This window comes from Cryobacterium sp. TMS1-13-1, assembly GCF_004403125.1.
In the GTDB taxonomy this organism is placed as follows: Bacteria; Actinomycetota; Actinomycetes; order Actinomycetales; family Microbacteriaceae; genus Cryobacterium; species Cryobacterium levicorallinum.
The window spans coordinates 599,540-625,739 of the sequence record NZ_SOGX01000010.1 but is presented as its reverse complement, the minus strand read 5'-3'; the positions used below and the strand labels follow the sequence as shown (position 1 = coordinate 625,739).

Below are 26,200 nucleotides of genomic sequence, written 5' to 3'. Positions count from 1 at the left end.
TCAGGCGGGCAGCGCCAACTTGTCGACCCAGTAACGCAGAAAAGTCGCCCCGGCTTCATCGTGAATCTGATCACCGATGACGATGACCGGATACGGCCGGTCGAGAATTCCATCGGCCGGGCGCACGTCGACGTGCGACACGTCGTAGCCGGCCTCATGCAGGTGGTCGGCCATGCGGTAGTCGCTGCGCGAATCACCCACCGACCGCCACAACCGGGGAAGCGGACCGCTCTCGGCAAAGAAAGCGAGTGCCCGCTTGGCCGCATGGTCCTTGTCCAGGGTGACCGATTCGATATCGGTCGAAATGATGGTGGCGTCCAGCCGAAACGGAATCTGCCCCGAGGCATCGGCGCTTTCGCGATCCTCGAATCGAACGCCGAGCCCGTGCCTGACCATAATGGCGAAAGCGGCGTCATTGAACGCGGATTGGCGGGTCTGAAAGGCCTCCCGGCTGACATCGGTGCGCTGCTCGACCGAGATCATCGCCTGCTTGGTCTCGTCGAAGAACATCTCGGCGGCGAATGAGTCGGCGACCAGTTGGCGCACTTCGTCGGTGACGGCCAGCGGTAGGGCGACGGCCCGATCAACCACGACTGTGCCCATGCCGTCTGACCCGATCGAAAACCAAACAGCACCCTTTTCACACACCCCGTACATGCGAAAATTCTCGGGCAGCCCCGCGGCCACGAGCGGCGCGACGACCTGCTCGCGAATGAAATCGGCAGACCGCCCGGTGATGAAGGCGATCGGCACGTGCGCGCCGGCCAGGGTGATCAGGTCGGTCACAATGCTCGGCGTACTGATCGTGCGGGTGATCGGGCTCGCAATCGGCCCGTCCACGTCCAGGAGCAGCCCCAGCGGGGACGGAGTGTTTGGCATTGGGTCATTCTCCCATAGTGACGCGCACCTGCTGCGAACGGATGCTCCGCGCGGCCCCTAAAAAGCGCCTATCGTTGTTCGAGATGATTACGCGACGAGAAGTAGCACTGCGCCTGGATATCCCCCTGGAAATGGCCACCCGCCACGGCATTCCGTCGCGCCTGAGCGAAGCTCAGCTGGCCAGGCTGGAGGCCGAACCGCCGGCCTGGTTGCTGCAGTCGCGCGCGAATCGCACCGGAAAGAAGCCGGTCTGGGTGCAGCTCACCTGCACCATCTGTGGCTACACCGAGGCCGTGCGGCCCAAGAAGTGGTGGCCGACCTTCACCTACATCACCTGCTCGAACCACGGGGCGGATGAACTGCCCGATCCGGCCGACGGCCTCGGACGCACCGAGTGCGACGGCATCGGCAGTCAGTTCATCGGCATCACCGATGAGGCACCGAGCCGGAGCGAACCGCCCCGCGATAGCAGCGAGTCCGGGCACCTGTAAATACGCTGACCCCACCGGTTGAGTGCGGCGTACGGGGCGTACGATCGCGGTATGAAGCTCGTGTCTCGAAATTCTCTCCGCTGGCTCCCGGCGTTCGTCGTTCCGGCAGTCGTCGTCGCTGCCGTCATTGCTGTGCCGCTCCAGGCCGGTGCCACCGTCGATCTGCCGGACAAGACACCGGAGCAGGTTCTTCTTCTGGTGAACGACAGCACGGTGTCCGCTTTCTCGGGAACCGTTGAACAATCAGCGGACCTGGGCCTTCCGTCACTAGACCTCAGCGCGGGCATGAGCGAATCCATGACGGGAGCTCTGCCCGAAGGCAACGACAGCGTTATTCCTTTGGGAGTGACCACGGCCCTCGAATTGCTGAGCGGCTCGCACGAATTTCGAGTGTATGTCGGCGGCGAAAGCCAGTCCCGGGTGCAGATCAAAGACCGCATGGCCGAACGTGATGTTGTGCACAACGGCGGCGACATCTGGCTGTATGACTCCAGCACGAACGCGGCGACCCACCTGAGCCTTGACCTCGAAGCCACCGCCCAGGCGAAGTCCGCCGAACTGCAGTCACAGCTGCCCACGGACCTCGCGACGCCGGCACAGCTCGCCAAGCGTTTCCTGAGCGAGCTCGACCCGAGCACGACGGTCTCGGTCGGCACCGACGCCCGAGTCGCCGGGCGCAGCGTGTACAAGTTGGTCCTCACGCCAAAAACGACCGAAACGCTCGTCGCATCCGTTTCTATCGCCGTTGACTCCGAAACCGGGCTGCCGCTGCAGGTGACCGTACTGGCCCAGGGCCAGAGCGCGCCGGCATTCCGGGTCGGGTTCACCGCCATCGACTTCGCGGCCCCGGATGCCGGCCGGTTCGACTTCAAGCCCCCGGCCACTGCCACCGTGACGGAACAGGCCCTGCCGGCTCCGACGGATCGTGATACCGGCGACCTGCCGGGCGATCACAGCCCAGCAGCGGGCGAGGTTCCCGTCCTGATGGGTGCCGGCTGGTCCACCATCGTCGAGGTGCCGGCAGCGGCCGTGCCGGCCGAGTGGACCGCAAACCCCATGCTTGACCAGCTGACCACGGCCGTCGACGGTGGCCGTGCCGTGACCACCTCCCTCGTCACGGTGTTCCTGAGCAACGACGGGCGGGTGTTCGCCGGCGCGGTTCCGCTCGCCGCGCTCCAGGCCGCCGCGGAGTGACAACGGTGTCCGGGACCGGCATCCTGCGCACGGCACGGTGACCGGCACCGTGACAGCCGGAAGCCAGGGTCACGGCCTGGCGATTGAGACCCGGGGGCTCACCAAAAAATTCGGGTCGCAAACGGCGGTGAACGGCATCGACCTCATGGTGCCGCGCGGCTCGGTATTCGGCTTTCTCGGGCCCAATGGATCGGGCAAAACGACGAGCATTCGCATGCTCCTCGGGCTCAGCCAGGCGACGAGCGGGACGATCAGCGTGCTCGGTCAGTCCATGCCCGCCCGACTGCGCGAGGTGCTGCCCCGCGTCGGCGCCCTCGTTGAAGGTCCGGCTTTTTACCCGTTTCTGTCCGGGGCGGCAAACCTGCGGCGCCTCGATGCCGCCGATCGGTTCGCCCCACGCGGTACCCGTCGGGCCCGAGTTCAGGGTGCTCTCGAACGGGTCGGCCTCTCCCACGCTGCCGATAAGAAGGTGCACGCCTATTCACTGGGCATGAAACAAAGGCTCGGCATCGCCAACGCCCTCATCCTCCCACGCGAGCTGCTGGTGCTCGATGAGCCCACCAACGGCCTCGACCCGCAGGGCATGCGTGAAGTGCGCAGCCTCGTGCGCTCGCTGGCCGCCGAAGGCACGACCGTGTTCGTCTCCAGCCATCTGCTCGCCGAAGTCGAGCAGATGTGCACGCACGCCGCCGTGATGAGTGCGGGCAGCCTCGTCGCGCAGGGCACCCTGGCCCAGCTGCGGCAGGTGGGCGAATCACGGGTCCACCTGCGCACACCGGACGCCGCCGGCGCGCTCCGGGTGCTCACCCACCTCGGGCTCGCGCCAGCACACGCCACGAGCGATGCCGCCGACGCGGTCGTCGTTGCGCCGCTCGGGGACACCAACTGGCAGCCGGAGGCCATCGTGACGGCTCTCGTGGCCGGTGGCGTGCGCATCCGTGGTTTCGCCATCGTGGAACCCAGCCTGGAAGAACGTTTCGTCGCACTGACCGGGGAAGGTTTTGATGTCGTCCAGTGAAGTCCTGCCGCAGACGCCGGAGCGCGTTCTACCCGCGCGCGGGGGCGGCTGGGATCTGCTCGGCTCGGAGATCTCCGTACTGTTTCGTCGTCGTCGTACCTGGGCCATGCTCATCGCGGTGGCGCTCATCCCGATTTTGCTCGCCGTGGCCGTGCGTCTGTCCTCGTCGACGCTGGACCCGGGGGAGGGCCCGCCGTTCCTCGACCGGGTCACCCAGAACGGCCTGTTCGTCGGCTTCACCGCCATGGTGGTCGCCATTCCCCTGTTTCTGCCACTAACCATCGGAGTCGTCGCCGGAGACACCATCGCGGGGGAGGCGGGCCTCGGCACCCTGCGCTACCTCTTGGTGGCCCCAGCCGGCCGCGTACGGCTGCTGTTGGTCAAATACGCCGGCGCTGCCCTGTTCTGCCTCGTCGCGACGCTGACGCTGACCGTGTCCGGCGCACTCATCGGTGCGGCACTGTTCCCGGTCGGGCCAGTGACGTTGCTCTCCGGCGACACCATCAGCGTGCCCGAATCGCTGTTGCGGTCCCTGCTGGTGGCCGCGTACGTCACGGTGTCGCTGCTCGGACTGTCCATGATCGGACTATTCATCTCCACCCTCACCGATGTGCCCGTCGGAGCCATGGCGGCAACAATCGTGGTCTCGGTGATCGCGCAGATACTTGACGTCATCCCGCAGCTCGACTGGCTGCACCCGTGGCTGTTCAGCCACTACTGGCTCGGCTTCGCCGATCTGCTCCGGCAACCGCTCGACCTGGGTTCGTTCGGCCAGAACGCGATCGTGCAGTTTTGCTACCTGGCCGTTTTCGGGGCTTTGGCCTACAGCCGATTCGTGACTAGGGACATCCTGTCCTAACCGACTCTCGTCACTGCTATGAATCTTAACGAGACAAGGCCGGATCCAGGGGATCCGGCCTTGTGAACTGTCTCAACCAGTCCTCGTTGATTTCTTGAAAGAAATCTCCGTGTCCGAGATGGGAATTGAACCCACACGCCCTTAACGGGCACTGGCACCTCAAGCCAGCGCGTCTACCAATTCCGCCACCCGGACTGGGTGAAACGGCCTCCGGATGAACCGGCTGCCGAGGTAATAACTTAGCACGGTTTAGAACGCCCGTTGTGTCACTGCGCCCGTTGGTGACGGGTAGCGTGTGGTTATGGCTTCCTCCCCGAACACGATTCCGGCCGCAAGTTTCGCTGATTCAGCGGGTGCGTCACCCGGAACGGCCGCTGCGAAACTCGATCTGACCGCCGAAATCGCGCGCGATCTCATCCGTTTCGACACCACAAATTATGGTGAGGGTCGTTCAAACGGTGAAACGGATGCCGCCGAGTACGTTGCCGAGAAGCTGCGAGCCCTGGGCCTCGTGCCCGAACTGTTCGATTCCGAACCTGGCCGCACCAGTGTGGTGGCGCGGGTGCAGGGTCGCGATACCTCCCGCCCGGCCCTGGTCGTGCATGGGCACCTCGACGTGGTGCCGGCCGACCCGGCGAACTGGAGTGTCGACCCCTTCGCCGGCGTCATCAAGGACGGCTTGCTCTGGGGGCGCGGCGCGGTCGATATGAAGAACATGGACGCCATGATTTTGGCCTCCCTGCAGGACGTGATCGGCTCCGGCGGTGCGCCGGAGCGCGACCTGGTCATCGCCTTCTTCGCCGACGAAGAGGCCGGCGGTGTGCTCGGTTCCCATTTTCTGGTGAACGAACACCCGCACCTGTTCGACGGTGCGACCGAGGCGATCAGCGAGGTCGGCGGGTACTCCATCACCCTCGGCGGCCAACGCGCCTACCTGCTGCAAACCGGGGAAAAAGCCCTCATCTGGGTCAAGCTGGTGGCCCGCGGCGAGGCCGGGCACGGCTCCCGCATGCATCCGAACAACGCGATCACCCGGCTCGCCGAGGCCGTGGCAAAACTGGGGCGTCATGAGTGGCCGATTCGGCTCACCGACACGACCGAACAGCTGCTCGGCGAGATCGCACGTATTCTCGACGTGGATCCGCAGCGGGTCGGCCCCGACGAGCTCGCCCTGGCGACCGGCACCGCCTCCGGCTTCATCCAGGCCAGCCTGCGCACGACCGCCAACCCGACCGGCCTCACCGCCGGGTATAAGCACAATGTGATCCCGGATGCGGCCGAGGCGCTGATCGACATCCGCTCGCTGCCGGGCGAGGAAGACCTCGTCCTCGCCCAAATTCAAGAAATTGTGGGGAGTGACATCGAAATTGTAACGATGCACCGCGATATCGGCCTCGAGACCGAGTTCAGCGGTCCGCTGATCGAAGCCGTCGTGAGCACCCTGGAGCGCCACGATCCAGGAGCGCCGGTGCTGCCGTACCTGCTGTCTGCCGGAACGGACAACAAGGCACTGAGCACGCTTGGCATTAAGGGCTACGGGTTTGCCCCGCTGCGGCTGCCGGCCGACCTCGATTTCCCGGCATTGTTCCACGGCGTGGATGAACGAGTGCCCCTCGACGCATTAGTGTTTGGCAGGCGGGTTTTGACCGACCTGCTCTCCAGCTACTAGCAAGCCGTGGATCCAGGTCGGACCGGGCATCCACTGAATTTTCTGAGAAAGCGAAGCGTGTGGACTTTCTGAATGCGATCATCCTGGGTCTGGTCCAGGGCCTGACCGAGTTCCTCCCGGTATCCTCGAGCGCGCACATCGCCATCGTCGGCCAGTTTCTGGGCACCGGCGAAGATCCAGGTGCACGCTTCACCGCCATCTCCCAGATCGGCACCGAGGCGGCCGTGGTGATCTTTTTCTGGCGCGACATCGTGCGCATCATCGGCCAATGGGCCAGATCGCTCGGGGGCAGCGTTCCCCGCACAGATCCGGATGCCCGCATGGGCTGGCTCATCATTCTCGGCTCGCTGCCGATCATCATCCTCGGACTGCTGTTCCAGGACCAGATCGAGACCGTGCTGCGGTCGCTGTGGATCACCGCGACCATGCTCATCGTCTTCGGCATTCTGCTCGGAATCGCCGATCATGTCGGAGCCAAACGGCGCAGGCTGCAGGACATCACGGTCGGGCACGGCGTCATCTTCGGATTCGCCCAGGCCCTCGCCCTCATCCCTGGGGTGTCGCGCTCCGGCGGAACCATCACGGCCGGACTGTTTCTCGGCTATGAGCGCGCTGCCGCCGCCCGTTATGCCTTCCTACTGGCCATTCCGGCGGTGCTCGGCAGCGGCTTCTTCCAGATCTACAAGTCCATCGCCGAGCCGTGTCTGGCCGGCGCAGCCAACTGCACGCCCGAAATCTTCGGCCCTCTGGAAACGCTCGTGGCCACCGTCATCGCCTTCTTCGTGGCCCTCGCCGTGATCGCGTTCTTCATGAACTACATCTCCAAGCGCAGCTTCCTGCCGTTCGTGATCTACCGCATCGTGCTCGGCATCGTGCTGTTCGTGCTCCTCGGCACGAACGTCATCTCCGCCTAGCCCGCTCGCAAGGTGACCGCCCGTTGAAAGCTAGGGTGGTTGTATGCGCGCATGGGAACGACCCGAAATTGTCTCTGTCCCCGGGGAATCCAGTGCTCCCTGGCTCCACGACACCAAAACGGACAGCCTGGTGCTGGCGCAGCCGCGGGATGCGGCCCGTCTGTACGTCTGCGGCATCACGCCCTACGACGCGACGCACATTGGTCACGCCAACACCTACCTGGCCTTCGATACCCTGCAGCGGGTCTGGATCGACGCCGGCTTCCGGGTGCACTATGCCCAGAATGTGACGGATGTCGACGACCCGCTCCTGGAGCGGGCGACGGCCACCGGCATGGACTGGCGCGACCTCGCCGAATCGCAGGTGGAGCTGTTCCGCACCGATATGCAAGCGCTCAGCATCATTCCACCGAACGATTTCGTCGCCGTGACCGAGGTCATCGACGAGATCGCTGAGGCGGTCGCCGCGCTTCGCGATGCCGGGCTGGCCTACCCCGTGCCGACCGACGATGCCGTGGCCGGTGCTGACGGGCAGATCGCCGCCGATCTCTACTTCGATATCGCAGCAGCGCAAGCGAACACGGGCTGGACGCTCGGCGAGGAGAGCAACCTCGACCTCGTGAGCATGCTCCGACTGTTCGCTGAGCGCGGGGGAGACCCCGACCGATTGGGCAAGCGCGACCGTCTCGATCCGCTGCTCTGGCGGGCCGCCCGGGCCGGAGAACCGGCCTGGGAATCCCTCGTCGGTGCGGGGCGACCCGGCTGGCACATCGAGTGCTCGGTCATCGCCCTGAAGGAACTCGGCACCGACTTCACCGTGCAGGGCGGCGGATCCGACCTGATCTTCCCGCACCACGACATGAGCGCCGGACACGCGGAAGGGCTGTCCGGGCATCCGCTCGCCGGCGTCTACAGCCACACCGGCATGGTCGCCTACCGGGGGGAGAAGATGAGCAAGTCGCTCGGAAACCTCGTGCTGGTGTCGCGCCTGCGGGCCAGGGGCATCGATCCCCGGGCCATTCGTCTTGCCCTGCTCGACCGTCACTATCGCACCGACTGGGAGTGGACGTCTTCCCTGCTCGACGAAGGGGTGGAGCGTTTGGCCCGCTGGTCGGCGGCCTTCGGTGCCGGCGCCACGTTCGGCGCCGGTGCGTCCGGTTCAGCGACAGCAATCGTGCAGTCGCTTCGTCTGGCTCTCCGACACGATCTGGACACGCCAGAGGCGCTGCGCATTCTCGACCACGCTGCAGCCGACACCGTGGACGCCCCTGAACTCGTCCATCGCGCCGTCCATGCCCTGCTCGGCGTGGAGCTCTAGAACCTACTGCCGCGGGCCCTCTGGCCGGCTGCCCGGCCCGTCGGGTCGACCGTCAGCGCGTCCATCGCGTCCGTCAGTGCCGCGTTTACGCAGGTATTTCTCGAACTCCTGCGCGATGGCTTCGCCGCTCGCTTCGGGGGAGTCGACGGTATCGCGGGCCTGCTCGAGCTGGGCGATGTAGGCGGCCATCTCTTCATCCTCACCGGCCAGCACATCGATCCCGGTTTCCCATTCGGCCGCCTCGGTGACGAGCGCACCACGGGGGATCACGACGTCGATCACTTCTTCCAGCTTGTCGATCAGGGCCAGCATCGCCTTGGGGGACGGCGCGTTGTGCACGTAGTGGGGAACGGATGCCCAAATCGACAGCGTCGGAATGCCCGCCGTCTCGGCGGCGTCCGACAGCACGCTGAGAATGCCGACGGGCCCCTCGTAGTTGCTTCGTTCGATCTGCAATTCGCCGCGCACCTTCGAATTGTCGCTCGACACGAAGATGGAAATGGGTCGGGTGTGCGGAACGTCGGCGAGCATCGCTCCCAGAAACACCACACCGCTGACATCGGCGGCGAGGGCAGCGTCGAGAATCTCCGCCGCAAAACTCTTCCAACTTCGTGACGGTTCGGTACCGATGAGCAGGTAGATGTTGCCGGCATTCGTACCACTGACCCGCAACTCGGCGTCCTCGGCCAGCGGAACGCTGACCGGGCCGGCGGCCGTCGGTCCGTACATGATCGCGCTCGGCCATCCGATGGCACGCACGCCGTCTTCATTGGTCGACACGGTCGGTCGGTTGAACTGGTAGTCAAAGTACAGTTCCGGATCGACCTCGGTAATGACCTCGACGTCGAGGAGGTCCTTGAGTGCACGTACCGCCCCGGTCGCAGCTTCGCCGGCATCATTCCAGCCCTCGAAAGCAACGACGAGAAGCCGCCCGCCCAGAAACCCAATACCGTCAGTCACCGTGTATGTCCTCAATTCTTTCGGCCTCCCGGTGGAGCGCCTCAGTCAAGGATAGGCGGTGGCCCTAGACTTGAACCCCGTGAATGTTTCTCCTGTGCCGCCCTCCGCGCCCGTTTCCCTGCCCGCCGCCGTCCTCTGGGACATGGACGGGACCATCGTCGACACCGAACCGTACTGGATGCGTGCGGAAACGGAGCTGGTCGCTGAATTCGGCGGCGTCTGGACGCACGACGATGGCATGCTGCTGGTCGGCTCCGGACTGTGGAACTCTGCGGCGATTCTGCAGTCCCGCGGGGTGGATCTTACGCCAGACGCCATTGTGGCTCGCCTCACCGACCGGGTGCAGCAGCAGCTGGCCGAGCATGGAATTCCTTGGCGCCCCGGTTCTCGTGAACTGCTGCAGGAGTTGAAGGCGGCCGGAGTGCCGACCGCGCTCGTGACGATGTCGGTCGAGCGCATGGCTCGGCAGATCATCGACCTGATCGATTTTCCCGCGTTTGACCTGGTTATCGCCGGCGATATGGTCGCCAACAGCAAGCCGCACCCTGACCCCTACCTCATGGCCGCCGAACGGCTCGGCGTCGATCCGCGCCGGTGCATCGCCATTGAGGATTCCGTTCCCGGCGTCGCCTCGGCTGTGGCCGCCGGTGCCATCACCATCGCTGTGCCCCACCAGATCGACCTGCCGGAAAGCGACGACTACACCCGCTGGTCGACGCTGGTCGGTCGCACGATTGATGATCTGGCAGCGCTCTATCGTTTCTCCACCGCTGAACTTTCCGAACCCGTTCATCTTCTCTCCCCCACCCGGGCTGCCCGACACGAAAGCGCACCACTCGCATGAGCAACAACCAGGTAATCCAAAACAGTGGACTCTTTCGCGTCGGCGACCGCGTGCAACTCACCGGACCGAAGGGGCGAATGAACACCATTTCGCTCCAGGCTGGCCTGACCTTTCACACGCATCGCGGAATTCTCGCGCACGACGACATCATCGGACAGCCCGACGGATCGGTCGTCACCAACAACGTCGGGGTCGAGCATCTTGCGCTGCGCCCCCTGCTGGTGGACTTCGTGATGAGCATGCCGCGCGGCGCGGCCATCATCTATCCCAAGGATGCTGCACAGATTTTGGCCCAGGCCGATATCTTTCCCGGTGCCACTGTCGTCGAAGCCGGGGTCGGTTCGGGAGCGCTCTCGCTCTGGCTGCTGCGGGCGATCGGTCCGGCCGGTCGGCTCGCTTCCTTCGAACGGCGGGAAGAATTCGCCGACGTCGCCCGGGACAATATCGCCACGTTCCTCGGCAACGATCCGGAGAACTGGACCATCACGCTCGGTGACCTCGCCGAAACCCTGCCGGAGACCCTGCCGGCGCAGAGCGTTGACCGGGTCGTCCTGGACATGCTGGCACCGTGGGAGTGCCTTGGCTCGGTTTCTGACGCCCTCAAGCCCGGCGGGGTCCTGCTCTGCTACGTTGCCACGGTGACGCAGCTGTCTCGCGTGGCCGAAGCCATTCGTGGTACCGGTTTGTACACCAACCCGGACTCCAGCGAGACCATGATTCGTGGCTGGCACGTCGAGGGACTCGCCGTCCGCCCAGACCATCGCATGATCGGGCACACCGGCTTTCTCATCACCGCCAGACGGCTCGCTCCCGACACGATTCTGCCCGAACTGAAACGACGACCGTCGAAGACCGACTTCAGTGACGCCGACGTCGAGGCGTGGACGCCCGGGGCGCTCGGTGAGCGCAATGTCAGTGCCAAGGTCATGCGCAAACGCGTGCGGATCGCCGGGACCAGCGCAGACCTCTCCAAAGCTCGAGACCTCGACGCCGGTTAGGATAGGGCCCGGCCCGTTTCGGTTGTGCTACGTACGAGGCCTCGGCCGCGCCACCCGGTCACAGATCGACCCCACAGCATCCAGCGCAGCGCCCAGTGCTGCAGCAACCCCGTATCGAAAGAAGGACTTGTGCGCAAAGCATCCGCGCTGATCGCCACCGCCGGACTCGTGATGGCGGCATTGACCGCCTGTGCCAGCCCCGGCACGGCCCAGGCCTCCTGTGACGCACCGGTCTCCGCGGGTGCCGCCTCCGAGCTGGTGAAAGTTTCCGGCGACTTTGGTTCGGCACCGGAGGTCACTTTTCCGACGCCCCTCAAGTCCGCGTCCACCCAGCGCACCGAGGTAATTGCGGGTTCGGGGGACAAGATCGTTCCCGGACAGAAGATCACCGCAGAGTTCAACCTCTACAACGGAACGACCGGTGCTGCGATCCAGCAGAGTGCTTTCGACGGCTCAACGGCCGTCCCGATCATCCTCAACGAGAGCACCCTTCCTGGATTCGTCGACGGTCTGCTCTGCGCCCAGGTCGGGGCACGGGTCGCGATCGTCATCGCACCCGAGGACGCCTTCGGACCAGCCGGCGGCAACGAACAGTTCCAGGTCGCGGCGACGGACTCCCTCGTGCTCGTGGTCGACATCGTGAAGGCCTTCCTGCCTCGCGCCGACGGCGCAAACCAGCCGGTCGCCAACGGTCTTCCCGCGGTCGTCCTGGACGCCGACGGCACGCCCGGCATCGTGGTGCCGTCCGGCGATGCGCCCACTGAACTTGAAATCGGGGTTCTCAAGAAGGGCACCGGGGCCAAGGTCCTGGAAGATTCGACGGTCACCTTGAACTACACCGGAGTGCTCTGGAAAGAGAAGAGGGTCTTTGATTCCAGCTGGGCGAACGGCAGCCCGGTCGAGTTCGTTCCCACTGAGCTCATCCCCGGCATGGCAGCGGCTCTCACCGGGCAAACCGTCGGGTCGCAGATCGTCGCCGTCATTCCGCCCACACAGGCCTACGGCAAGACCGCGTCGGGCGCAGTTCCGGCCGATTCCACGCTCATCTTCGTCTTCGACATCCTCGGCATCAACTAAACAGGGGAGTGACCTCGTGCCTTCCCCGGTCGACCCAGACGAACGCGGCGACGCGCCCAAACCGCGCCCGGTCACCGCTCCGGAACGTCTGTTCAGTCTGGTCCTGGCGCTCGTAGCGACGGAATCCGGGCTGACCAAGGCGGATATCCTCGCCAACGTTCAGGGCTATCGGCAGCGATTCCTGATCGCTGGACCCAATGACAGTCTGGAGCGCCAATTTGAGCGCGACAAGGACGACATTCGGGAACTGGGCATTCCCCTCGAGACGATCGAGACGCCGGACGATCCGGGCAGCAACCATCACTTGCGCTATCGCATACCGAAAGGGCTGTACGACCTCCCGGCCGATGTGACCTTCACTCCCGACGAAGTGTCGCTGCTCAAACTCGCCGGCACGGTCTGGCGTGAAGGATCGCTGTCCGGTGAATCCCGTCGCGCCCTGATCAAGTTGAATTCGCTCGGCGTCGACTCGAGCGAACCTGTGCTCGGCTACGCACCGTTGCTGCGCACGCGGGACCATAGCTTTGACCCGCTCAGCAAAGCGCTGGATCGCACCGAGGTAGTGGCCTTTCTCTACCTCAAACCGGGCAAGAGGAAACCGCTCCGTCGCGTGGTCGTCCCCCGGGCGCTCGTGCAGCATGAGGGGCGCTGGCACCTCTACGCGACCGATGAAGTCGCTCATGCTCCGCGCACCTTCCTCCTCTCGCGCATCGTGGGAGCGGTCACGGTCGTACCGGCGGCGTTCCCGTCCCCGGTCACCGACGCTGCCAACGACACGTCCGCCGGCACTGCCGCCGACAGTGCCCGCGCCCTGGCCGAATTGGAAGAACTGTGGGCGAGCAACGTCGCGCACGTCCTGGTGCAGCCGGGCACCGACGCGGCAGTGCGCCTCGGCGCGCGTCAGTCGGGAATCCCGGCAACTGACCCGGCGTCCAGCCCGGAGCGCGTCGTACATTTCACCGACCTGCACGTTCTCGCCGACGAATTGGCCGCCTTCGGGCCGGAAGTATTCGTCGTTGGTCCTCCCGCACTGCGCACGGCCGTAACCAGCCGATTGCTCGCTGTTCGCGATGCTCATTCGCTCGACCTGCCGGTCGGGGCAGCCGGAGCGGCGCCGCGCCGTCGCCTGACGCAACCCAAAACGCACCCCGCCACGATGGCCGCGCAATCGCGAATCGCCAGCGACCAGCTCACTCTCCTGCTTTCGCTGGTTCCGTACCTGATCGAGCAGGGTCGGGTGACCGTCACGGAGGTCGCCGAGCATTTCGACCTGCCCCCTGAGCGTGTGCGCTCCCTGGTCAGTCTCATCGCCTTATCCGGAATTCCCGGAGAAACCCGTCAGTATTTGCACGGCGATCTCTTCGACATCCTCTGGGATGAATTCGAGCTGAACGACTGCATCGTCCTCACCCATCAGGTCGCCATCGACGATTCGCCCAGGTTCTCGGCCCGGGAGGCTGCAGCGCTCATCGCCGGCCTGCAATACCTCTCGGCCCTACCCGACAATGCTGATACAGATGCGATTGCATCGCTGATGGCCAAATTGACCCGCGGCGCGTCGGCTCCGCCGACCCAACTCGCCGTCGCGCGGCGCGATGGCGGGGCGACACGTGCGCTCCTCCAGGCAGCTCTCACGTCGGGGATGCAGGTCGAGTTCGACTACCTAAACGCCCGCGGTGCTCAGGAACACCGTCTCGTCGATCCGCTGCGCATCGAATCTGTTGACAACGACTGGTATCTGCGCGGCTGGTGCCATCTCCGCGAAGCGGTGCGCACCTTCCGTCTCGATCGCATCAGCGACCCGCGCACGACCAGCAGAGCACGCAGCACGCACGCCGCGGATATTCTGTTGCCCGATACCCTGTTCCAGGCCTCCAGCGGCGACCTGGACGTGCGACTCGAACTCGAAAACGCGGCATTGCCGTTGCTCGCCGACTATCGCCCCGAACGGTCGGTTCCGGTCGGTACCGGGGGTCGTACGCGCACCACCCTGCGGGTCGCCCACTCCCACGCCCTCAAACGACTGGTCGCGGGATTGGCCGGGATCGTCACTGTACTCGAACCGGCCGAATCACGCCGTGTCGTCGCCGAGTGGGCGGCGGCCGGCGTCGCGCAGTACACCGATTCCCCGGCCAGCGAGGAGTAGCGGATGCCCTGGTGGTCCTGGCTGCTCATCTGGAGCCCGCTGACGCTGGGTTTCCTTGCCCTGCTGGTGTGGTCCGGTGTGCGGCTCTACCGAAAATCCTTCGGTGCGCTGCGTGCCTTCGAAGCCCTGGGCGATCAGATCACCGCACTGAACGTGGATGTCAGCCCGAGGCCGGAGCAGTTCAGACCGGCCGTCTTCACGGATCTTGCGGCGCTGCGCCACGAGGTCGAGCAGCGCGAAGCGGAACGCGTCCATCGGCGGCAGGTGCGTCGCGACGGCCGGATCGTGCGGGGTAAACTGATGCGAAACGCCCGCTACGTTACCCGCTAAGACAAGAGGACACACCCTCATGCTGCAAAACCTGACCGGATGGCATTTCCTGATCATCCTCGTTGTCGTACTGCTTCTCTTCGGTGCGCCCAAACTGCCCGGACTCGCCCGCAGCCTCGGCCAGTCGATGAAGATTTTCAAGAGCGAAATCAAGAGCGACAGCGTCGACCCCGATCCCAACGCACCGACCCAGTCGGGCGATGACGCCGCGAAATCCGCGGGTCCGACCGACCCGGCCGCGAAGCCCTAGCTACCGTGGCGGTACGCACGCGTCGGCGTACGCCCGTTGAAGGCAAAATGTCGCTCGGCCAGCATCTGGTCGAGTTGCGTAAGCGCCTCTACCTAGCCGCCGCTGGCCTACTGATCGGTGCGATTGCCGGTTGGTTTCTCTCGGATTTCGTCTGGGACCAGCTGCGCGAACCGATCTACGCCATCATCAACGCCCAACATCGCAACGCACAGATCAACTACCCCGACATCACCAGCGCCTTCGACCTCAAGCTGAAGATTTCTCTGTACGTCGGCCTGATCGTGTCCAGCCCGGTCTGGCTGTACCAGGTGTTCGCGTTCCTCGTACCAGGCCTGACGCGCACGGAGAAGAAGTACACCTTCGGTTTTCTGTTCACCGCCATCCCGTTGTTCCTGGCGGGATGCGCGGCCGGCTGGGTCGTGCTGCCGCACGTGGTCGAACTCATGACGAGTTTCGCCCCGACCGAGGACTCCGCATTCATCAACGCCCAAGGGTACTTCGACTTCGTGCTCAAGCTCGTCGTTGCCATCGGGATCGCCTTCGTCCTGCCGGTGTTCATCGTGCTTTTGAACTTTGCCGGTGTCATCAGTGCTGCATCCATCATCAAATCCTGGCGGATCGCCATTCTGGTCATCGTGCTGTTCACCGCGATCGCCACCCCCGCGGCCGATGTCGTGTCGATGTTCCTGCTGGCGATCCCCATGGTCATGTTGTACTTTGCCGCCTACGGGATCGCGTGGCTGCACGATCGACGCGCGGCTAGAAAAGTGCTCGCGTTCGAGAAGGACCTCGGCCTCGGTGCCAGCTAGAAATTATTTTGTCGCAAGTGTTAAGGATCACGTGATGCACACGCAATCGCCGGCCGAACGATATTCGGCCGCGCGCACCCGCGCCAGCCAGCCGAAACTACAGGCCTTCGAAGGCGCTCTGAAATTCGACCTCGACCCGTTCCAACGTGAGGCCTGCGCCTGCCTGGAGGCCGGCAACAGCGTGCTCGTGGCCGCGCCCACCGGCGCCGGCAAGACCATCGTGGCCGAGTTCGCGATCTACCTGGCCATGCAGCGCCCGCGCGCCAAGGTGTTCTATACCGCGCCGATGAAGGCACTCAGCAACCAGAAGTTTCAGGAGTTCGTCGCCGAATACGGGCCGGAGCAGGTTGGGCTGCTCACCGGCGACAGCAACGTCAACCCCGGTGCACGCATCGTGGTCATGACGACCGAGGTGCTGCGCAATATGCTCTACGCCGACTCCGACCTGCTGGCCGACCTCGCGTTCGTCGTTATGGACGAGGTGCACTACCTCGCCGACCGATTTCGCGGGGCGGTCTGGGAAGAAGTCATCATCCACCTCCCGCAGTCGGTGCGCATGGTGTCACTGAGCGCGACCGTGTCCAATGCCGAAGAGTTCGGGGACTGGCTGCAGGCGGTACGCGGAGAAACCGACGTCGTCGTCTCAGAGGAACGCCCGGTTCCGCTCGAACAGCACGTGCTGGTCAAGAACAACATGCTCGACCTGTTCGATTCCTCCGGACTGATCGGCACCCATCGAGTCAACCCAGAGCTCGTGCGGTTGGCCCATGCCGGCGGGCGTTCGGCCGGCGGTCGGGGTTCGGGACGGCAGAACGGCCCGTCCGGCGGATATCGCGGACACGACAAGCAACGCCCGCAGTTTGATGCCGGCCGCATGGACCGCGGCGACATCGTGCGCATGCTCGACGGTAAACATCTGTTGCCGGCCATCTTCTTCATCTTCAGTCGGGTCGGTTGCGACCAGGCGGTGCGTCAGGTGCTCCGCTCCGGTGTGCGCCTGACGCAGGAACACGAACGCGACGAAATCCGCCAGATTGTCGACGACCGCTGTCGCACCCTGCTCGACGAAGACCTCGGTGTGCTCGGCTACTTCGAGTGGCTCGACGGGCTCGAACGCGGAGTAGCCGCCCACCATGCCGGCCTGCTGCCCGCGTTCAAGGAGGTGGTCGAGGAGCTGTTTCAGAAGAAGTTGGTCAAGGCCGTCTTCGCGACCGAAACCCTTGCCCTCGGCATCAATATGCCGGCGCGCACCGTGGTCCTCGACAAGCTCGAGAAGTTCAACGGTGAAGCCCGGGTGCCGATCACGCCGGGGGAATACACCCAGCTGACCGGGCGGGCCGGCCGTCGCGGCATCGACACGCTCGGTCACTCCGTCATCCAGTGGGCCCAGGGTCTGGACCCGCAGGCCGTCGCGTCGCTGGCCTCCCGTCGTACCTATCCGCTGAATTCGAGTTTCAAGCCGACCTACAACATGGCCGTCAACCTGATTGATCAGTTCGGCGTCGCCCGTACCCGAGGTATCCTCGAATCCTCCTTCGCCCAGTTCCAGGCCGATCGGGCAGTCGTCGACCTCGCGCGCTCCGTACGTCAGCAGGAAGAGTCCCTGGCCGGGTTCAAGACCAGCATGACCTGCCACCTCGGCAATTTCGAGGAGTACTCGTCCATTCGACGACGGTTGACCGAGGTCGAGCGTGAAGGTGCCAAGGCCGACAACTCACTCCGGGGGGAGCGCGACAAGCGGCAGCGTGAGGTGGCCAGCCTGCGCAAGCAGATGCGCGCCCACGGCTGTCACCACTGCCCCGACCGCGAGGCGCACTCCCGCTGGGCTGAGCGCTGGTTCAAGCTCAAGCGGCAAACGGATGCCCTCAACCAACAGATCTCTCAGCGCACCGGCGCCATCGCGCGGGTTTTCGACCGGGTGACCGACGTTCTGCTCGGTTACGGCTACCTCGAATCCGACGCGCTCGGAACGATCGCGTTGAGCGAAAGCGGACGTATCCTGCGCCGCATTTATGCCGAGCGGGACCTGCTCGTCGCCGAATCTCTGCGCCGCGGCCTGTGGAAGGACCTCGATGCCGCCAGTTTGGCCGCCATGGCCTGCGCTCTGGTGTTCGAGCCGCGCCGCGAGGAGGGGCTGATCGATGCCCGCTACCTGCCCAAGGGGCCGTTCCGACCGGCACTGGACGAGACGCAAGACCTGTGGAGCCGCATCGACGACCTCGAACGCGACCACAAACTGCCCGGCAGCAATCCGCTGGCGGTCGGCCTCAGCCTGGCCATGTGGAAATGGGCCCGCGGCGCGTCGCTCGCCGATGTGCTCTACGAAGCCGAAATGGCCGCGGGAGATTTCGTGCGCTGGACCAAACAGACCATCGACCTCCTCGACCAGCTCGTGCAGGTTGACCAGCGCAGTATCGCCGGTAACGATCGCGTTGGGCCGATCGCGCGCGAAGCCATGGACTCGATCCGTCGCGGCATCGTCGCGTACTCCTCGGTGGCCTGAACCAGCCATGGGGGGGAGTGAGAGTGCGTTCAGCCTGCCACTGTGGGCATCCGTTCTGGTGGCGGCCGGTGCCGGCGCCATCCTCGACGCCGGATTTCCGGACCGAGACTGGTGGTTTCTCGCCCCGGTCGGCGTGGCGCTCATGCTCGTGGCGCTGCTCGGTCGAAGCCTCGGTACCGGGTTGCTGGTCGGGCTGGTCGCCGGGCTGTCCTTCTGGCTGATCCACATCTACTGGATCACTCTGTATCTCGGACTCGTGCCGTGGTTCGCGCTCGGTGGCTTGCAAAGCCTGTTCTTCGGCCTCGGCCTCGGCCTCACCGCGCTCGTTCTGCGCCACGGGCCGCGCCTCTGGCCGAGCGTCTGGGGCCGCGTCGGACTGGTTCCGGTCATCGTGGCCGGGCTCTGGACGGCCAGGGAAGCGATCAGCGCGGTCTGGCCCTACGGCGGATTCGCCTGGGGCCGAGTCGCGCTCTCCCAATCGGAGAGTCCGTTCGGCGCGCTCGTCGCCTGGGTGGGACTGTCCGGCCTGAGTTTCATCCTGGTCTGGCTGAGCGCCCTCGCCGTACAACTATTGCGGGAGCCCGACCTGGCCCACACCCTGAGGGCAGCCGTGGCGGTCGGCGCGGTCGCCCTCGTGCTCGCCATCCCCGCGTGGCCGACGCTGCCCAGCGGCACGACCCGGCTGGCAGCGGTGCAGGGCAACGCCGACGCCGGTCTGTTTGCGGAGTTTTCACCCGGTCAGATTCTGCAGGACCACACTTCGGCCACCCTGCCGTTGATCGGCGAGAGCGTGGACTTTGTGGTCTGGCCGGAGAACGCGAGCGACATCGACCCGACCCGCTCGGCGGCGGCGGCGCAGGTACTCGACTACATCAGCACCGAAATGGATGCTCCGCTCATCACGGGCACGATCACCCAGCCCGAAGACACCTATTTCAACAGTTCTCTGCTCTGGGAGGCCGGACGCGGGGCCGTCGACGTCTACGACAAGGTGCATCCGGTGCCGTTTGCCGAATATATGCCGGATCGAGCATTCTGGCGTCCGTTCGCGCCGGAGCTGATTGATCTGATCGGACGCGACTACGGTATCGGTACCCGCGACAATGTCTTCGACATCGACGGTGTGCTGGCCGGCATCGCAATCTGCTTCGACATCGCCGATGACCAGCTCGTGCAGGAGATGATCGACAGCGGGGCGCAGCTGATTCTGGCCCAGACCAACAATGCCGACTTCGGGCACACCGATGAAAGCGTGCAGCAGCTCGCCATCGCCCGGCTGCGTGCGATCCAAACCGGTCGCACCGTCGTGAACATCTCGACGGTCGGGTCGAGCGCCATCATTACACCCAACGGCGACACCCTCGACAGCCTGCCCACCTTCACTGCGGGCGCCATGGTGCAGACGGTGCCGCTCAGTGACACCATCACGCCGGCGATGGTGGCCGGTCGGGGAACTGAGTGGTTGCTGTCGGGTCTGGGCCTGGCCGGTCTGGCGCTCTGCCTGGGCGCGGCCCGGCGACACCGCCGGTAAAATCCGGGTTAACCAACGACGACCCCGCCACCACGGGTGCGAGTACGGGGGTACAAACACATTGGTGCGGGGTCGTGCTGGGATTTTGAGCGGTTAGGCACCGATCTTCTGCTGGCCACCACGGCGCAGTCGCAACACCGAAAGGCGCTCTTCGAGCAACTCTTCGAGTTCGTCCCTGGTGCGACGCTCCAGCAACATATCCCAGTGGGTCCGAGGAATTTTCTCGTCGGAGTGGTCAACGATTACGGGCATGGAGTCGACGAGCCGAGTCGCCGTCCGTGCGCAGTACTTGCATTCCCATTCGTCCGGAGCCTCGGCTTCGGCCGAGAAAATCATTACCGTCTCGCGCCCGCATGTTTCACACCGGTAGGTGTGGCCCACTCGGGGGGAGAAGGTGACGCCTTCTTCGCTCTGCAGGCTTTGTGCGCCCAATCTCATGCCACGCAAACTGCGGTCAGCCATAGTGTGGTCTCCTCTCGCTCGTAATCACAGATCGATCACGATGCCTTCACAGTTCTAAACCATCAAGCTGGGCGTTAACCTTCCCACTCCCCCCGTGCTGGGAGGTAACTCTCAGGTTCGGCGAGTAATGGCGGCCACGGCCAGATCTGCACGGTCCGTGACGAGGCCGTCAACTCCGCTGTCGAGGAGTCGAATCATGTCGATCGGATCGTTCACGGTCCACACATGCACCTCGACATCGACCCGATGCATCATCGCGATAAATCGGGGAGTGACTATGCGCACCGGTCCGAGCCGTTCGGGCACCTGCACAGCGACGCACCCCTGCAGGGTGCGTCGAACCAGGGCGGTCAGCCCCAGATTCGTCGCGGCGACGGCCTGGGCCACGAGTGACGATGACGCCGACGACACCACGCCGGGGAGAAGGCTGAGAGCGTGCCGCCGCCGTGGTTCGTTGAACGAGGTCACGAGCACTCGCTCAGAGGCCCGCTGATCGAGAATCGCCCGCGCGGTCGGCTCAGCCGCAGCATCCCTTTTCATATCAATGTTGAACAGGGCGTCCGGAAAAGCTTCCAGAGCATCGCTGAGCGACGTGAACCCCTGGCCCTCGCCCAGACTGATGCGTTTGAGCTCGACCATGGTCAGCTGATCAATGCGCACATCCCGACCCAGCCGCGTGAGGTCGGGGTCGTGGCTGAGCACCGCGACACCGTCGAGTGATACCTGCACGTCGGTCTCGAGGTGCGTGGCCCCGGTCGCGAGCGCCTTCACGAAGGCTAGCAGCGTGTTTTCCGGGGCGGCCTGGGTCAGGCCCCGATGCGCGAACACCCGGGGCGGCGTCCCGCTGAGAAACACCGACTGGGCATTTTCGGCCACCGGCTAGCCCTGCGGCGAAACCGGGGGAGCGGATGCTGCCGGTGCGGTCGCGCCGGCAGCATCCGCAGGGTTCGCACCAGCAGTCTGGGCACCGTTTAGTTGTGCGCCGTTTTGTTGGGGACCGCTGTGTTGAGCACCGTTTTGTTGAGTACCGAACGCGCTGCCGATTCCCTTCATCGCCTCGGTGAGTTCACTCGGAACGATCCAGAGCTTGTTGGCGCTTCCCTCGGCGAGCTTGGGCAGGGTCAACAGGTATTGGTACGCCAGCAGCTTGGGGTCGGGGTCGCCATCGTGGATGGCCTTGAATACGGTCGTGATCGCTTCGGCCTCACCCTGGGCGCGCAGGACGGCAGCCTTGGCGTCGCCCTCGGCCTCGAGAATGGCCGCCTGGCGGGCGCCCTCGGCGGTGAGGATCGCGGACTGTTTGGTTCCCTCAGCGGTGAGGATGAGCGCACGGCGGTCACGTTCGGCGCGCATCTGCTTTTCCATCGAGTCCTGAATGGAGTGCGGCGGTTCAATGGCCTTGAGTTCAACTCGGCCGACGCGAATGCCCCACTTGCCGGTGGCTTCGTCGAGCACGATGCGGAGCTGGCTGTTGATATTGTCCCGGCTGGTGAGGGCCTCTTCGAGGTTCAGGCCACCGACGACGTTACGCAGGGTGGTCGTGGTGAGCTGCTCGACCGCGCCGAGGTAGTTGTTGATCTCATAGGTGGCCGCCCGGGCATCCGTCACCTGAAAATAGACGACGGTATCGATCGAGACGACGAGGTTGTCCTCGGTGATGACCGGCTGCGGGGGAAAGGACACGACCTGCTCGCGAATGTCGAGGAGGGGACGCACCCGGTCGACGAACGGCACGAGCAGGTTCAGACCGGGCAGCAGGGTCTTGTGATACTTGCCGAGGCGCTCGACCACGCCGGCGTTGCCCTGCGGAATGATGCGAATGGCGCGCACCAAAATGACGATGACAAACACCGCCAAAACGGCGAGCAGGGCGAACACGAAGATCTGTCCAATGAAGGCTGCGGGGTCAAGCATGATTCTGGGTCCTTTCGGCGGAGATGACGACGGCGGTGGAGCCTTCGATGAGGTGCACGGTGATCGCCTGTCCGGGATCAACGGATCCGTTGTCGGTGGTGCCGGCCGGTCCGACCAGGCGCGCGGTCCAGGTTTCACCGTTGGCCAGTTTGACGAGCCCGCCGGTCTGGGTTACCGTCGCGACGACGCGACCGGTCATGCCGATCAGGGCGTCGATATTGCTCAAGGCCGGATCGCCGCCCCTGCGCAGGGCACGCAGCAGGAACGGCCGGATGGTGAGCAGGAGCAGAACCGAAAGGCCGGCGGCGACCACGATTTGCAGCCACCACTCCAGACCGAGCAGATTGGCGGCCAGGCCGCCCAGACTGCCGATGGAAATCATCAGGAAGGTGAATTCCAGGCTCAGGAGCTCGATCGTGACGGCGACGAGAATGAAGACGAGCCACAGAATCCAGAGATAATCAGTCAGGTCGACCATGGGTGCCACTTTCCCCAATCCATTTCCTCTGAAACTAGCAGGTGCCACCGACAACACGCCGGGGGAGCGACCGGTGCTTGTTGATAAGGTCAACAGGCGAGTGTGTGGCAGTCGATGCCGGCCTCACCTAAATTCGACGTGAATGACTAACGTGCATGACTACCGGCGTGCATGAAACTAAAAGGAGCACTCGTGACCAATCCACTTGCAGCAGGATCACTCGAGGGCAAGCGTGTACTCGTCACCGGCTCCTCCCGCGGTATCGGTGCCGATACTGTCGGGTACTTCGCCGAAGCCGGCGCCAGGGTCGTCATTAACTACCGCAATAAGGAGGCACGCGCGAACAAACTCGCCGACGCCATTCGGGCTGCCGGCGGTTCGGCCATCACGGTCGGTGCCGACCTGACCGACCCGGCCTCGGTCGCCGCGATGTTCGAGACCATTCGCACCGAATTCGGCGGCCTCGATATTCTGGTGATGAACGCCTCGGGCGGCATGGAGAGTGGCATGGCCGCCGACTACGCCATGACGTTGAACCACGATGCCCAGGTGAACCTGCTCAACGAAGCGGTCCCGCTGCTCGGTGATGACTCCCGGGTCGTGTACGTCACCAGCCACCAGGCGCACTTCATCAAAACCACGCCGACCATGCCGGAGTATGAGCAGGTGGCTCGCAGCAAGCGTGCCGGTGAGGATGCCCTGCGCGCGGTGATTCCGCAGCTCGAGGAATCCGGCATCGGCTTTGTCGTGGTCTCCGGCGACATGATCGAGGGCACCATCACGGCGACACTGCTCGAGCGGTCCAACCCCGGTGCCCTCAGCGCCCGCAAGGAAGCGGCCGGTCGCTTGTACAACGTCAGCGAGTTCGCGGCCGAGGTCGTAGCCGCTGCGGTTGAGCCGGTTCCGGTCGGCAACACCCGCTACGTGGGCGACACGATCGGGTTTACGGGCGAATAGCATGACCACGAACACGGCGAACCCGGAATCGGAGATGCAGGTTGCAGACAGCCACGACCTGATCCGCGTGCAGGGCGCTCGGGAAAACAATCTCAAGAACGTCAGCGTGGAGATTCCCAAGCGCCGGCTGACCGTGTTCACGGGCGTGTCCGGCTCGGGCAAGAGCTCACTAGTGTTCGGCACCATTGCTGCCGAGTCGCAACGCATGATCAACGAAACGTACAGCACCTTCGTGCAGGGCTTCATGCCGACCCTGGCCAGGCCCGACGTCGATGTGCTCGACGGGCTGACGACGGCCATTATCGTCGACCAGGAGCGGATGGGGGCCAACGCGCGCTCCACCGTCGGCACCGCCACCGACGCCAACGCCCTGTTGCGCATCCTGTTCAGCCGACTCGGCGACCCGCACCTCGGCTCACCCCAGGCGTATTCGTTCAACGTCGCCTCGATCAGTGGAGCGGGCGCCGTTTCGATCGAACGCGGGGGACAGACCGTCAAGGAACGCCGCAGCTTCAGCATCACCGGGGGCATGTGTTCCCGCTGCGAGGGTCGGGGATCGGTCACCGATATCGACCTCCGCGCACTCTACGACGACACCAAGTCCCTGAACGAGGGCGCACTGACCATCCCCGGCTACAGCATGGACGGCTGGTTTGGCCGCATCTTCAATGGCTGCGGCTTCTTCGACCCCAACAAAGCGATCAAGGACTTCACCACGAAGGAACTCGCCGACTTCCTCCACAAGGAGTCGACCAAGATCAAGATCGAGGGCATCAACCTCACCTACGAAGGCCTGATTCCCAAGATCCAAAAGCCGATGCTCACCAAGGATGTTGACTCGCTGCAGCCGCACATTCGAGCGTTCGTGGAGCGTGCGGTGACCTTCACCGTTTGCCCCGACTGCAACGGCACCCGACTGAACGAGGGCGCGCGATCGTCGACGATCAACGAAATCAGCATCGCGGATGCCTGTGCGATGCAGATCAGCGACCTCGCCGAGTGGGTTCGTGGCCTGAACGACTCGTCCGTCGCGCCGCTGCTTACCGCGTTGGAACTCCTGCTGAAGTCCTTCGTGCAGATCGGGCTGGGTTATCTGTCCCTGGACCGGGCCTCTGGCACGCTCTCCGGCGGCGAGTCGCAGCGTACCAAGATGATCCGTCATCTCGGATCTTCACTTACCGACGTGACCTATGTCTTCGACGAACCGACCATCGGACTGCACCCGCACGACATCCAGCGCATGAACACCCTGCTCGTCCAGCTGCGCGACAAGGGCAACACGGTGTTGGTGGTGGAGCACAAGCCGGAGATGATCACGATCGCCGACCACGTCATCGACCTCGGGCCGGGTGCTGGTTCGGACGGCGGCGAGGTGGTCTTCGAGGGCTCTTTCGCCGGGCTTCGAACCAGCGGCACGTTGACCGGCCGGCATCTGGATGACCGGGCCGCCGTCAAGTCGACCGTACGTGCATCGTCGGGTGTCCTGCCGGTTCGCGGCGCCAGCGTCCATAACCTACAGAGCGTCGATGTCGACATTCCGCTCGGTGTGCTGACCGTGCTCACCGGTGTGGCCGGGTCCGGTAAGAGTTCGCTGATCACCGGATCGGTCTCGGGCCGGGACGGTGTGGTGACCGTCGACCAGGGCACGATCAAGGGGTCGCGGCGCAGCAACCCGGCGACGTACACCGGCATGCTCGAGCCGATCCGCAAGGCATTCGCGAAGGCCAACGGCGTGAAGCCGTCGTTGTTCAGTTCCAATTCCGAGGGCGCCTGCCCCAACTGCAACGGCGCCGGCGTCATCTACACCGACCTGGGAATCATGGCGGGTGTCGCCATCCCCTGTGAGGTCTGTGAGGGCAAGCGGTTTCAGGCATCCGTCCTGGACTACCACCTCAATGGGCGCGACATCAGTGAGGTGCTGGCGATGTCGGTGACCGAGGCCGAGCAGTTCTTCGGTGCGGGGGAGTCACGCATTCCGGCGGCGCACGCAATTCTCGGCCGGCTCGCCGACGTCGGCCTCGGCTACCTCAGCCTCGGCCAGCCGCTGCCGACACTCTCCGGCGGTGAGCGGCAGCGGCTTAAGCTCGCCACGCAAATGGCCGACAAGGGCGATGTCTACGTTCTGGACGAGCCGACCGCCGGCCTGCACCTTGCCGACGTTGAGAATCTGCTCGGACTGCTGGATCGGCTGGTTGACTCCGGTAAGTCCGTCATCGTGATTGAGCACCACCAGGCCGTCATGGCGCACGCCGACTGGATCATCGACCTGGGCCCCGGCGCCGGGCGCGACGGCGGCCGAATCGTCTTTGAGGGAACGCCCGCCGATCTCGTGGCCGGGCATTCGACGCTGACCGGCGAGCACCTGGCAGCCTACGTCGGCGCCTGATCCGGCTACCGGAGGGATGTCCGGCCCGCAGTTCGGCGGGTCGACACCCCTCTCGACCACTCTCGCGAATGTGACTGATAATATACATTATGTCAAGTAGTAACGTAGTCATCCGCGGATTATGCTCATAGCTATGAATCGTGTATCCACGCACTCTAAAAATCAAACTGCTCTTGATCAGGGATTTTACTACCCAAGCCGCGGGATCACGCC

The 26,200-nt window shown here is 64.5% G+C and carries 24 protein-coding genes and 1 tRNA gene; 18 read left to right on the top strand and 7 right to left on the bottom strand.

Annotation, left to right across the window (positions count from 1 at the left end; genetic code table 11):
- Positions 1 to 879: a hypothetical protein gene (locus E3T31_RS12320; RefSeq protein WP_134468944.1), complete on the bottom strand. Its 879-nt coding sequence runs from the start codon at positions 877 to 879 to the stop codon at positions 1 to 3.
- 83 nt (positions 880 to 962) lie between these two features.
- Here E3T31_RS12320 and E3T31_RS12315 point away from each other — a divergent pair, with 83 nt between their 5' ends.
- From E3T31_RS12315 to E3T31_RS12300, 4 genes are read left to right on the top strand one after another with little or no spacing between them, the layout of a single operon-like run.
- Entirely contained in the window at positions 963 to 1,370 is a 408-nt protein-coding gene (locus tag E3T31_RS12315) for a hypothetical protein (protein ID WP_134468943.1), read from the top strand.
- Between the two features lie 51 nt (positions 1,371 to 1,421).
- Complete coding sequence (locus E3T31_RS12310; RefSeq protein WP_134468942.1) at positions 1,422 to 2,564, top strand: DUF2092 domain-containing protein; 1,143 nt, start codon at positions 1,422 to 1,424, stop codon at positions 2,562 to 2,564.
- A gap of 49 nt (positions 2,565 to 2,613) precedes the next feature.
- Entirely contained in the window at positions 2,614 to 3,582 is a 969-nt protein-coding gene (locus E3T31_RS12305) for an ATP-binding cassette domain-containing protein (RefSeq protein ID WP_241977876.1), read from the top strand.
- On the top strand, positions 3,569 to 4,441 hold the full coding sequence (locus E3T31_RS12300) for an ABC transporter permease (protein WP_134468941.1): 873 nt from the start codon (positions 3,569 to 3,571) through the stop codon (positions 4,439 to 4,441). The genes E3T31_RS12305 and E3T31_RS12300 overlap by 14 nt, the downstream gene beginning before the upstream one ends.
- A gap of 110 nt (positions 4,442 to 4,551) precedes the next feature.
- Here the strand turns inward: E3T31_RS12300 and E3T31_RS12295 are convergent.
- Positions 4,552 to 4,636 (bottom strand) — tRNA-Leu (locus tag E3T31_RS12295).
- 106 nt (positions 4,637 to 4,742) lie between these two features.
- On the opposite strand from E3T31_RS12295, the gene E3T31_RS12290 reads away from it, so the two are divergent.
- From E3T31_RS12290 to mshC, 3 genes are read left to right on the top strand one after another with little or no spacing between them, the layout of a single operon-like run.
- Positions 4,743 to 6,110, top strand: a complete 1,368-nt coding sequence (locus E3T31_RS12290; protein WP_134468940.1) for a M20/M25/M40 family metallo-hydrolase — start codon at positions 4,743 to 4,745, stop codon at positions 6,108 to 6,110.
- Between the two features lie 59 nt (positions 6,111 to 6,169).
- Positions 6,170 to 7,024, top strand: a complete 855-nt coding sequence (locus tag E3T31_RS12285) for an undecaprenyl-diphosphate phosphatase (protein ID WP_134468939.1) — start codon at positions 6,170 to 6,172, stop codon at positions 7,022 to 7,024.
- Between the two features lie 43 nt (positions 7,025 to 7,067).
- Positions 7,068 to 8,342 (top strand): cysteine--1-D-myo-inosityl 2-amino-2-deoxy-alpha-D-glucopyranoside ligase, encoded by a 1,275-nt coding sequence (gene mshC, locus E3T31_RS12280; protein WP_134468938.1) that lies wholly within the window; start codon positions 7,068 to 7,070, stop codon positions 8,340 to 8,342.
- Positions 8,343 to 8,345: 3 nt separating this feature from the next.
- On the opposite strand, the gene E3T31_RS12275 is transcribed toward mshC, so the two are convergent.
- The gene (locus E3T31_RS12275) at positions 8,346 to 9,302 is read right to left on the bottom strand and encodes a proteasome assembly chaperone family protein (RefSeq protein ID WP_092448597.1); all 957 of its coding nucleotides are present in this window, start codon (positions 9,300 to 9,302) and stop codon (positions 8,346 to 8,348) included.
- A gap of 79 nt (positions 9,303 to 9,381) precedes the next feature.
- On the opposite strand from E3T31_RS12275, the gene E3T31_RS12270 reads away from it, so the two are divergent.
- From E3T31_RS12270 to lnt, 9 genes are all read left to right on the top strand, one after another.
- Entirely contained in the window at positions 9,382 to 10,146 is a 765-nt protein-coding gene (locus tag E3T31_RS12270; protein WP_255454042.1) for an HAD family phosphatase, read from the top strand.
- Positions 10,143 to 11,144: a tRNA (adenine-N1)-methyltransferase gene (locus E3T31_RS12265; protein WP_092448598.1), complete on the top strand. Its 1,002-nt coding sequence runs from the start codon at positions 10,143 to 10,145 to the stop codon at positions 11,142 to 11,144. Before E3T31_RS12270 ends, E3T31_RS12265 begins: the two co-directional genes overlap by 4 nt.
- Positions 11,145 to 11,273: 129 nt before the next feature.
- Positions 11,274 to 12,221, top strand: coding sequence for an FKBP-type peptidyl-prolyl cis-trans isomerase (locus tag E3T31_RS12260; protein ID WP_134468937.1), 948 nt, complete (start codon positions 11,274 to 11,276; stop codon positions 12,219 to 12,221).
- A gap of 16 nt (positions 12,222 to 12,237) precedes the next feature.
- The gene (locus E3T31_RS18755) at positions 12,238 to 14,367 is read left to right on the top strand and encodes a helix-turn-helix transcriptional regulator (RefSeq protein WP_370304538.1); all 2,130 of its coding nucleotides are present in this window, start codon (positions 12,238 to 12,240) and stop codon (positions 14,365 to 14,367) included.
- 3 nt (positions 14,368 to 14,370) lie between these two features.
- On the top strand, positions 14,371 to 14,697 hold the full coding sequence (locus tag E3T31_RS12245; protein ID WP_134468936.1) for a hypothetical protein: 327 nt from the start codon (positions 14,371 to 14,373) through the stop codon (positions 14,695 to 14,697).
- 19 nt (positions 14,698 to 14,716) lie between these two features.
- Positions 14,717 to 14,947, top strand: coding sequence for a twin-arginine translocase TatA/TatE family subunit (tatA, locus tag E3T31_RS18570; protein ID WP_134442043.1), 231 nt, complete (start codon positions 14,717 to 14,719; stop codon positions 14,945 to 14,947).
- 47 nt (positions 14,948 to 14,994) lie between these two features.
- Positions 14,995 to 15,756 (top strand): twin-arginine translocase subunit TatC, encoded by a 762-nt coding sequence (tatC, locus tag E3T31_RS12235; protein WP_134469326.1) that lies wholly within the window; start codon positions 14,995 to 14,997, stop codon positions 15,754 to 15,756.
- 34 nt (positions 15,757 to 15,790) lie between these two features.
- Positions 15,791 to 18,259: an RNA helicase gene (locus tag E3T31_RS12230; RefSeq protein WP_134468935.1), complete on the top strand. Its 2,469-nt coding sequence runs from the start codon at positions 15,791 to 15,793 to the stop codon at positions 18,257 to 18,259.
- A gap of 7 nt (positions 18,260 to 18,266) precedes the next feature.
- On the top strand, positions 18,267 to 19,790 hold the full coding sequence (lnt, locus tag E3T31_RS12225) for an apolipoprotein N-acyltransferase (protein ID WP_134468934.1): 1,524 nt from the start codon (positions 18,267 to 18,269) through the stop codon (positions 19,788 to 19,790).
- A 93-nt stretch (positions 19,791 to 19,883) separates the two neighbouring features.
- Here lnt and E3T31_RS12220 read toward each other — a convergent pair whose 3' ends face one another.
- The 4 genes from E3T31_RS12220 to E3T31_RS12205 all read right to left on the bottom strand — a co-directional run bounded on the left by E3T31_RS12220 (position 19,884) and on the right by E3T31_RS12205 (position 22,644).
- The gene (locus E3T31_RS12220; protein ID WP_092448605.1) at positions 19,884 to 20,252 is read right to left on the bottom strand and encodes an RNA polymerase-binding protein RbpA; all 369 of its coding nucleotides are present in this window, start codon (positions 20,250 to 20,252) and stop codon (positions 19,884 to 19,886) included.
- Between the two features lie 111 nt (positions 20,253 to 20,363).
- Positions 20,364 to 21,128, bottom strand: a complete 765-nt coding sequence (locus tag E3T31_RS12215) for a glycerophosphodiester phosphodiesterase family protein (RefSeq protein ID WP_241977875.1) — start codon at positions 21,126 to 21,128, stop codon at positions 20,364 to 20,366.
- 3 nt (positions 21,129 to 21,131) lie between these two features.
- The gene (locus E3T31_RS12210; protein WP_134468933.1) at positions 21,132 to 22,166 is read right to left on the bottom strand and encodes an SPFH domain-containing protein; all 1,035 of its coding nucleotides are present in this window, start codon (positions 22,164 to 22,166) and stop codon (positions 21,132 to 21,134) included.
- Entirely contained in the window at positions 22,159 to 22,644 is a 486-nt protein-coding gene (locus E3T31_RS12205; protein ID WP_134468932.1) for an NfeD family protein, read from the bottom strand. The genes E3T31_RS12210 and E3T31_RS12205 overlap by 8 nt, the downstream gene beginning before the upstream one ends.
- 192 nt (positions 22,645 to 22,836) lie before the next feature.
- Here E3T31_RS12205 and E3T31_RS12200 point away from each other — a divergent pair, with 192 nt between their 5' ends.
- Positions 22,837 to 23,601, top strand: a complete 765-nt coding sequence (locus tag E3T31_RS12200; protein WP_134468931.1) for an SDR family oxidoreductase — start codon at positions 22,837 to 22,839, stop codon at positions 23,599 to 23,601.
- Position 23,602: 1 nt separating this feature from the next.
- On the top strand, positions 23,603 to 25,987 hold the full coding sequence (locus E3T31_RS12195) for an excinuclease ABC subunit UvrA (protein ID WP_134468930.1): 2,385 nt from the start codon (positions 23,603 to 23,605) through the stop codon (positions 25,985 to 25,987).
- Positions 25,988 to 26,200: the final 213 nt, after the last annotated feature.

Coding starts and splice junctions, on each gene's coding strand:
- E3T31_RS12320 (WP_134468944.1), bottom strand. CDS start 879: ATGCCAAACACTCCGTCCCCGCTGGGGCTGCTCCTGGACGTGGACGGG.
- E3T31_RS12315 (WP_134468943.1), top strand. CDS start 963: ATGATTACGCGACGAGAAGTAGCACTGCGCCTGGATATCCCCCTGGAA.
- E3T31_RS12310 (WP_134468942.1), top strand. CDS start 1,422: ATGAAGCTCGTGTCTCGAAATTCTCTCCGCTGGCTCCCGGCGTTCGTC.
- E3T31_RS12300 (WP_134468941.1), top strand. CDS start 3,569: ATGTCGTCCAGTGAAGTCCTGCCGCAGACGCCGGAGCGCGTTCTACCC.
- E3T31_RS12290 (WP_134468940.1), top strand. CDS start 4,743: ATGGCTTCCTCCCCGAACACGATTCCGGCCGCAAGTTTCGCTGATTCA.
- mshC (WP_134468938.1), top strand. CDS start 7,068: ATGCGCGCATGGGAACGACCCGAAATTGTCTCTGTCCCCGGGGAATCC.
- E3T31_RS12265 (WP_092448598.1), top strand. CDS start 10,143: ATGAGCAACAACCAGGTAATCCAAAACAGTGGACTCTTTCGCGTCGGC.
- E3T31_RS12245 (WP_134468936.1), top strand. CDS start 14,371: ATGCCCTGGTGGTCCTGGCTGCTCATCTGGAGCCCGCTGACGCTGGGT.
- tatA (WP_134442043.1), top strand. CDS start 14,717: ATGCTGCAAAACCTGACCGGATGGCATTTCCTGATCATCCTCGTTGTC.
- tatC (WP_134469326.1), top strand. CDS start 14,995: ATGTCGCTCGGCCAGCATCTGGTCGAGTTGCGTAAGCGCCTCTACCTA.
- E3T31_RS12230 (WP_134468935.1), top strand. CDS start 15,791: ATGCACACGCAATCGCCGGCCGAACGATATTCGGCCGCGCGCACCCGC.
- lnt (WP_134468934.1), top strand. CDS start 18,267: ATGGGGGGGAGTGAGAGTGCGTTCAGCCTGCCACTGTGGGCATCCGTT.
- E3T31_RS12220 (WP_092448605.1), bottom strand. CDS start 20,252: ATGGCTGACCGCAGTTTGCGTGGCATGAGATTGGGCGCACAAAGCCTG.
- E3T31_RS12210 (WP_134468933.1), bottom strand. CDS start 22,166: ATGCTTGACCCCGCAGCCTTCATTGGACAGATCTTCGTGTTCGCCCTG.
- E3T31_RS12205 (WP_134468932.1), bottom strand. CDS start 22,644: ATGGTCGACCTGACTGATTATCTCTGGATTCTGTGGCTCGTCTTCATT.
- E3T31_RS12195 (WP_134468930.1), top strand. CDS start 23,603: ATGACCACGAACACGGCGAACCCGGAATCGGAGATGCAGGTTGCAGAC.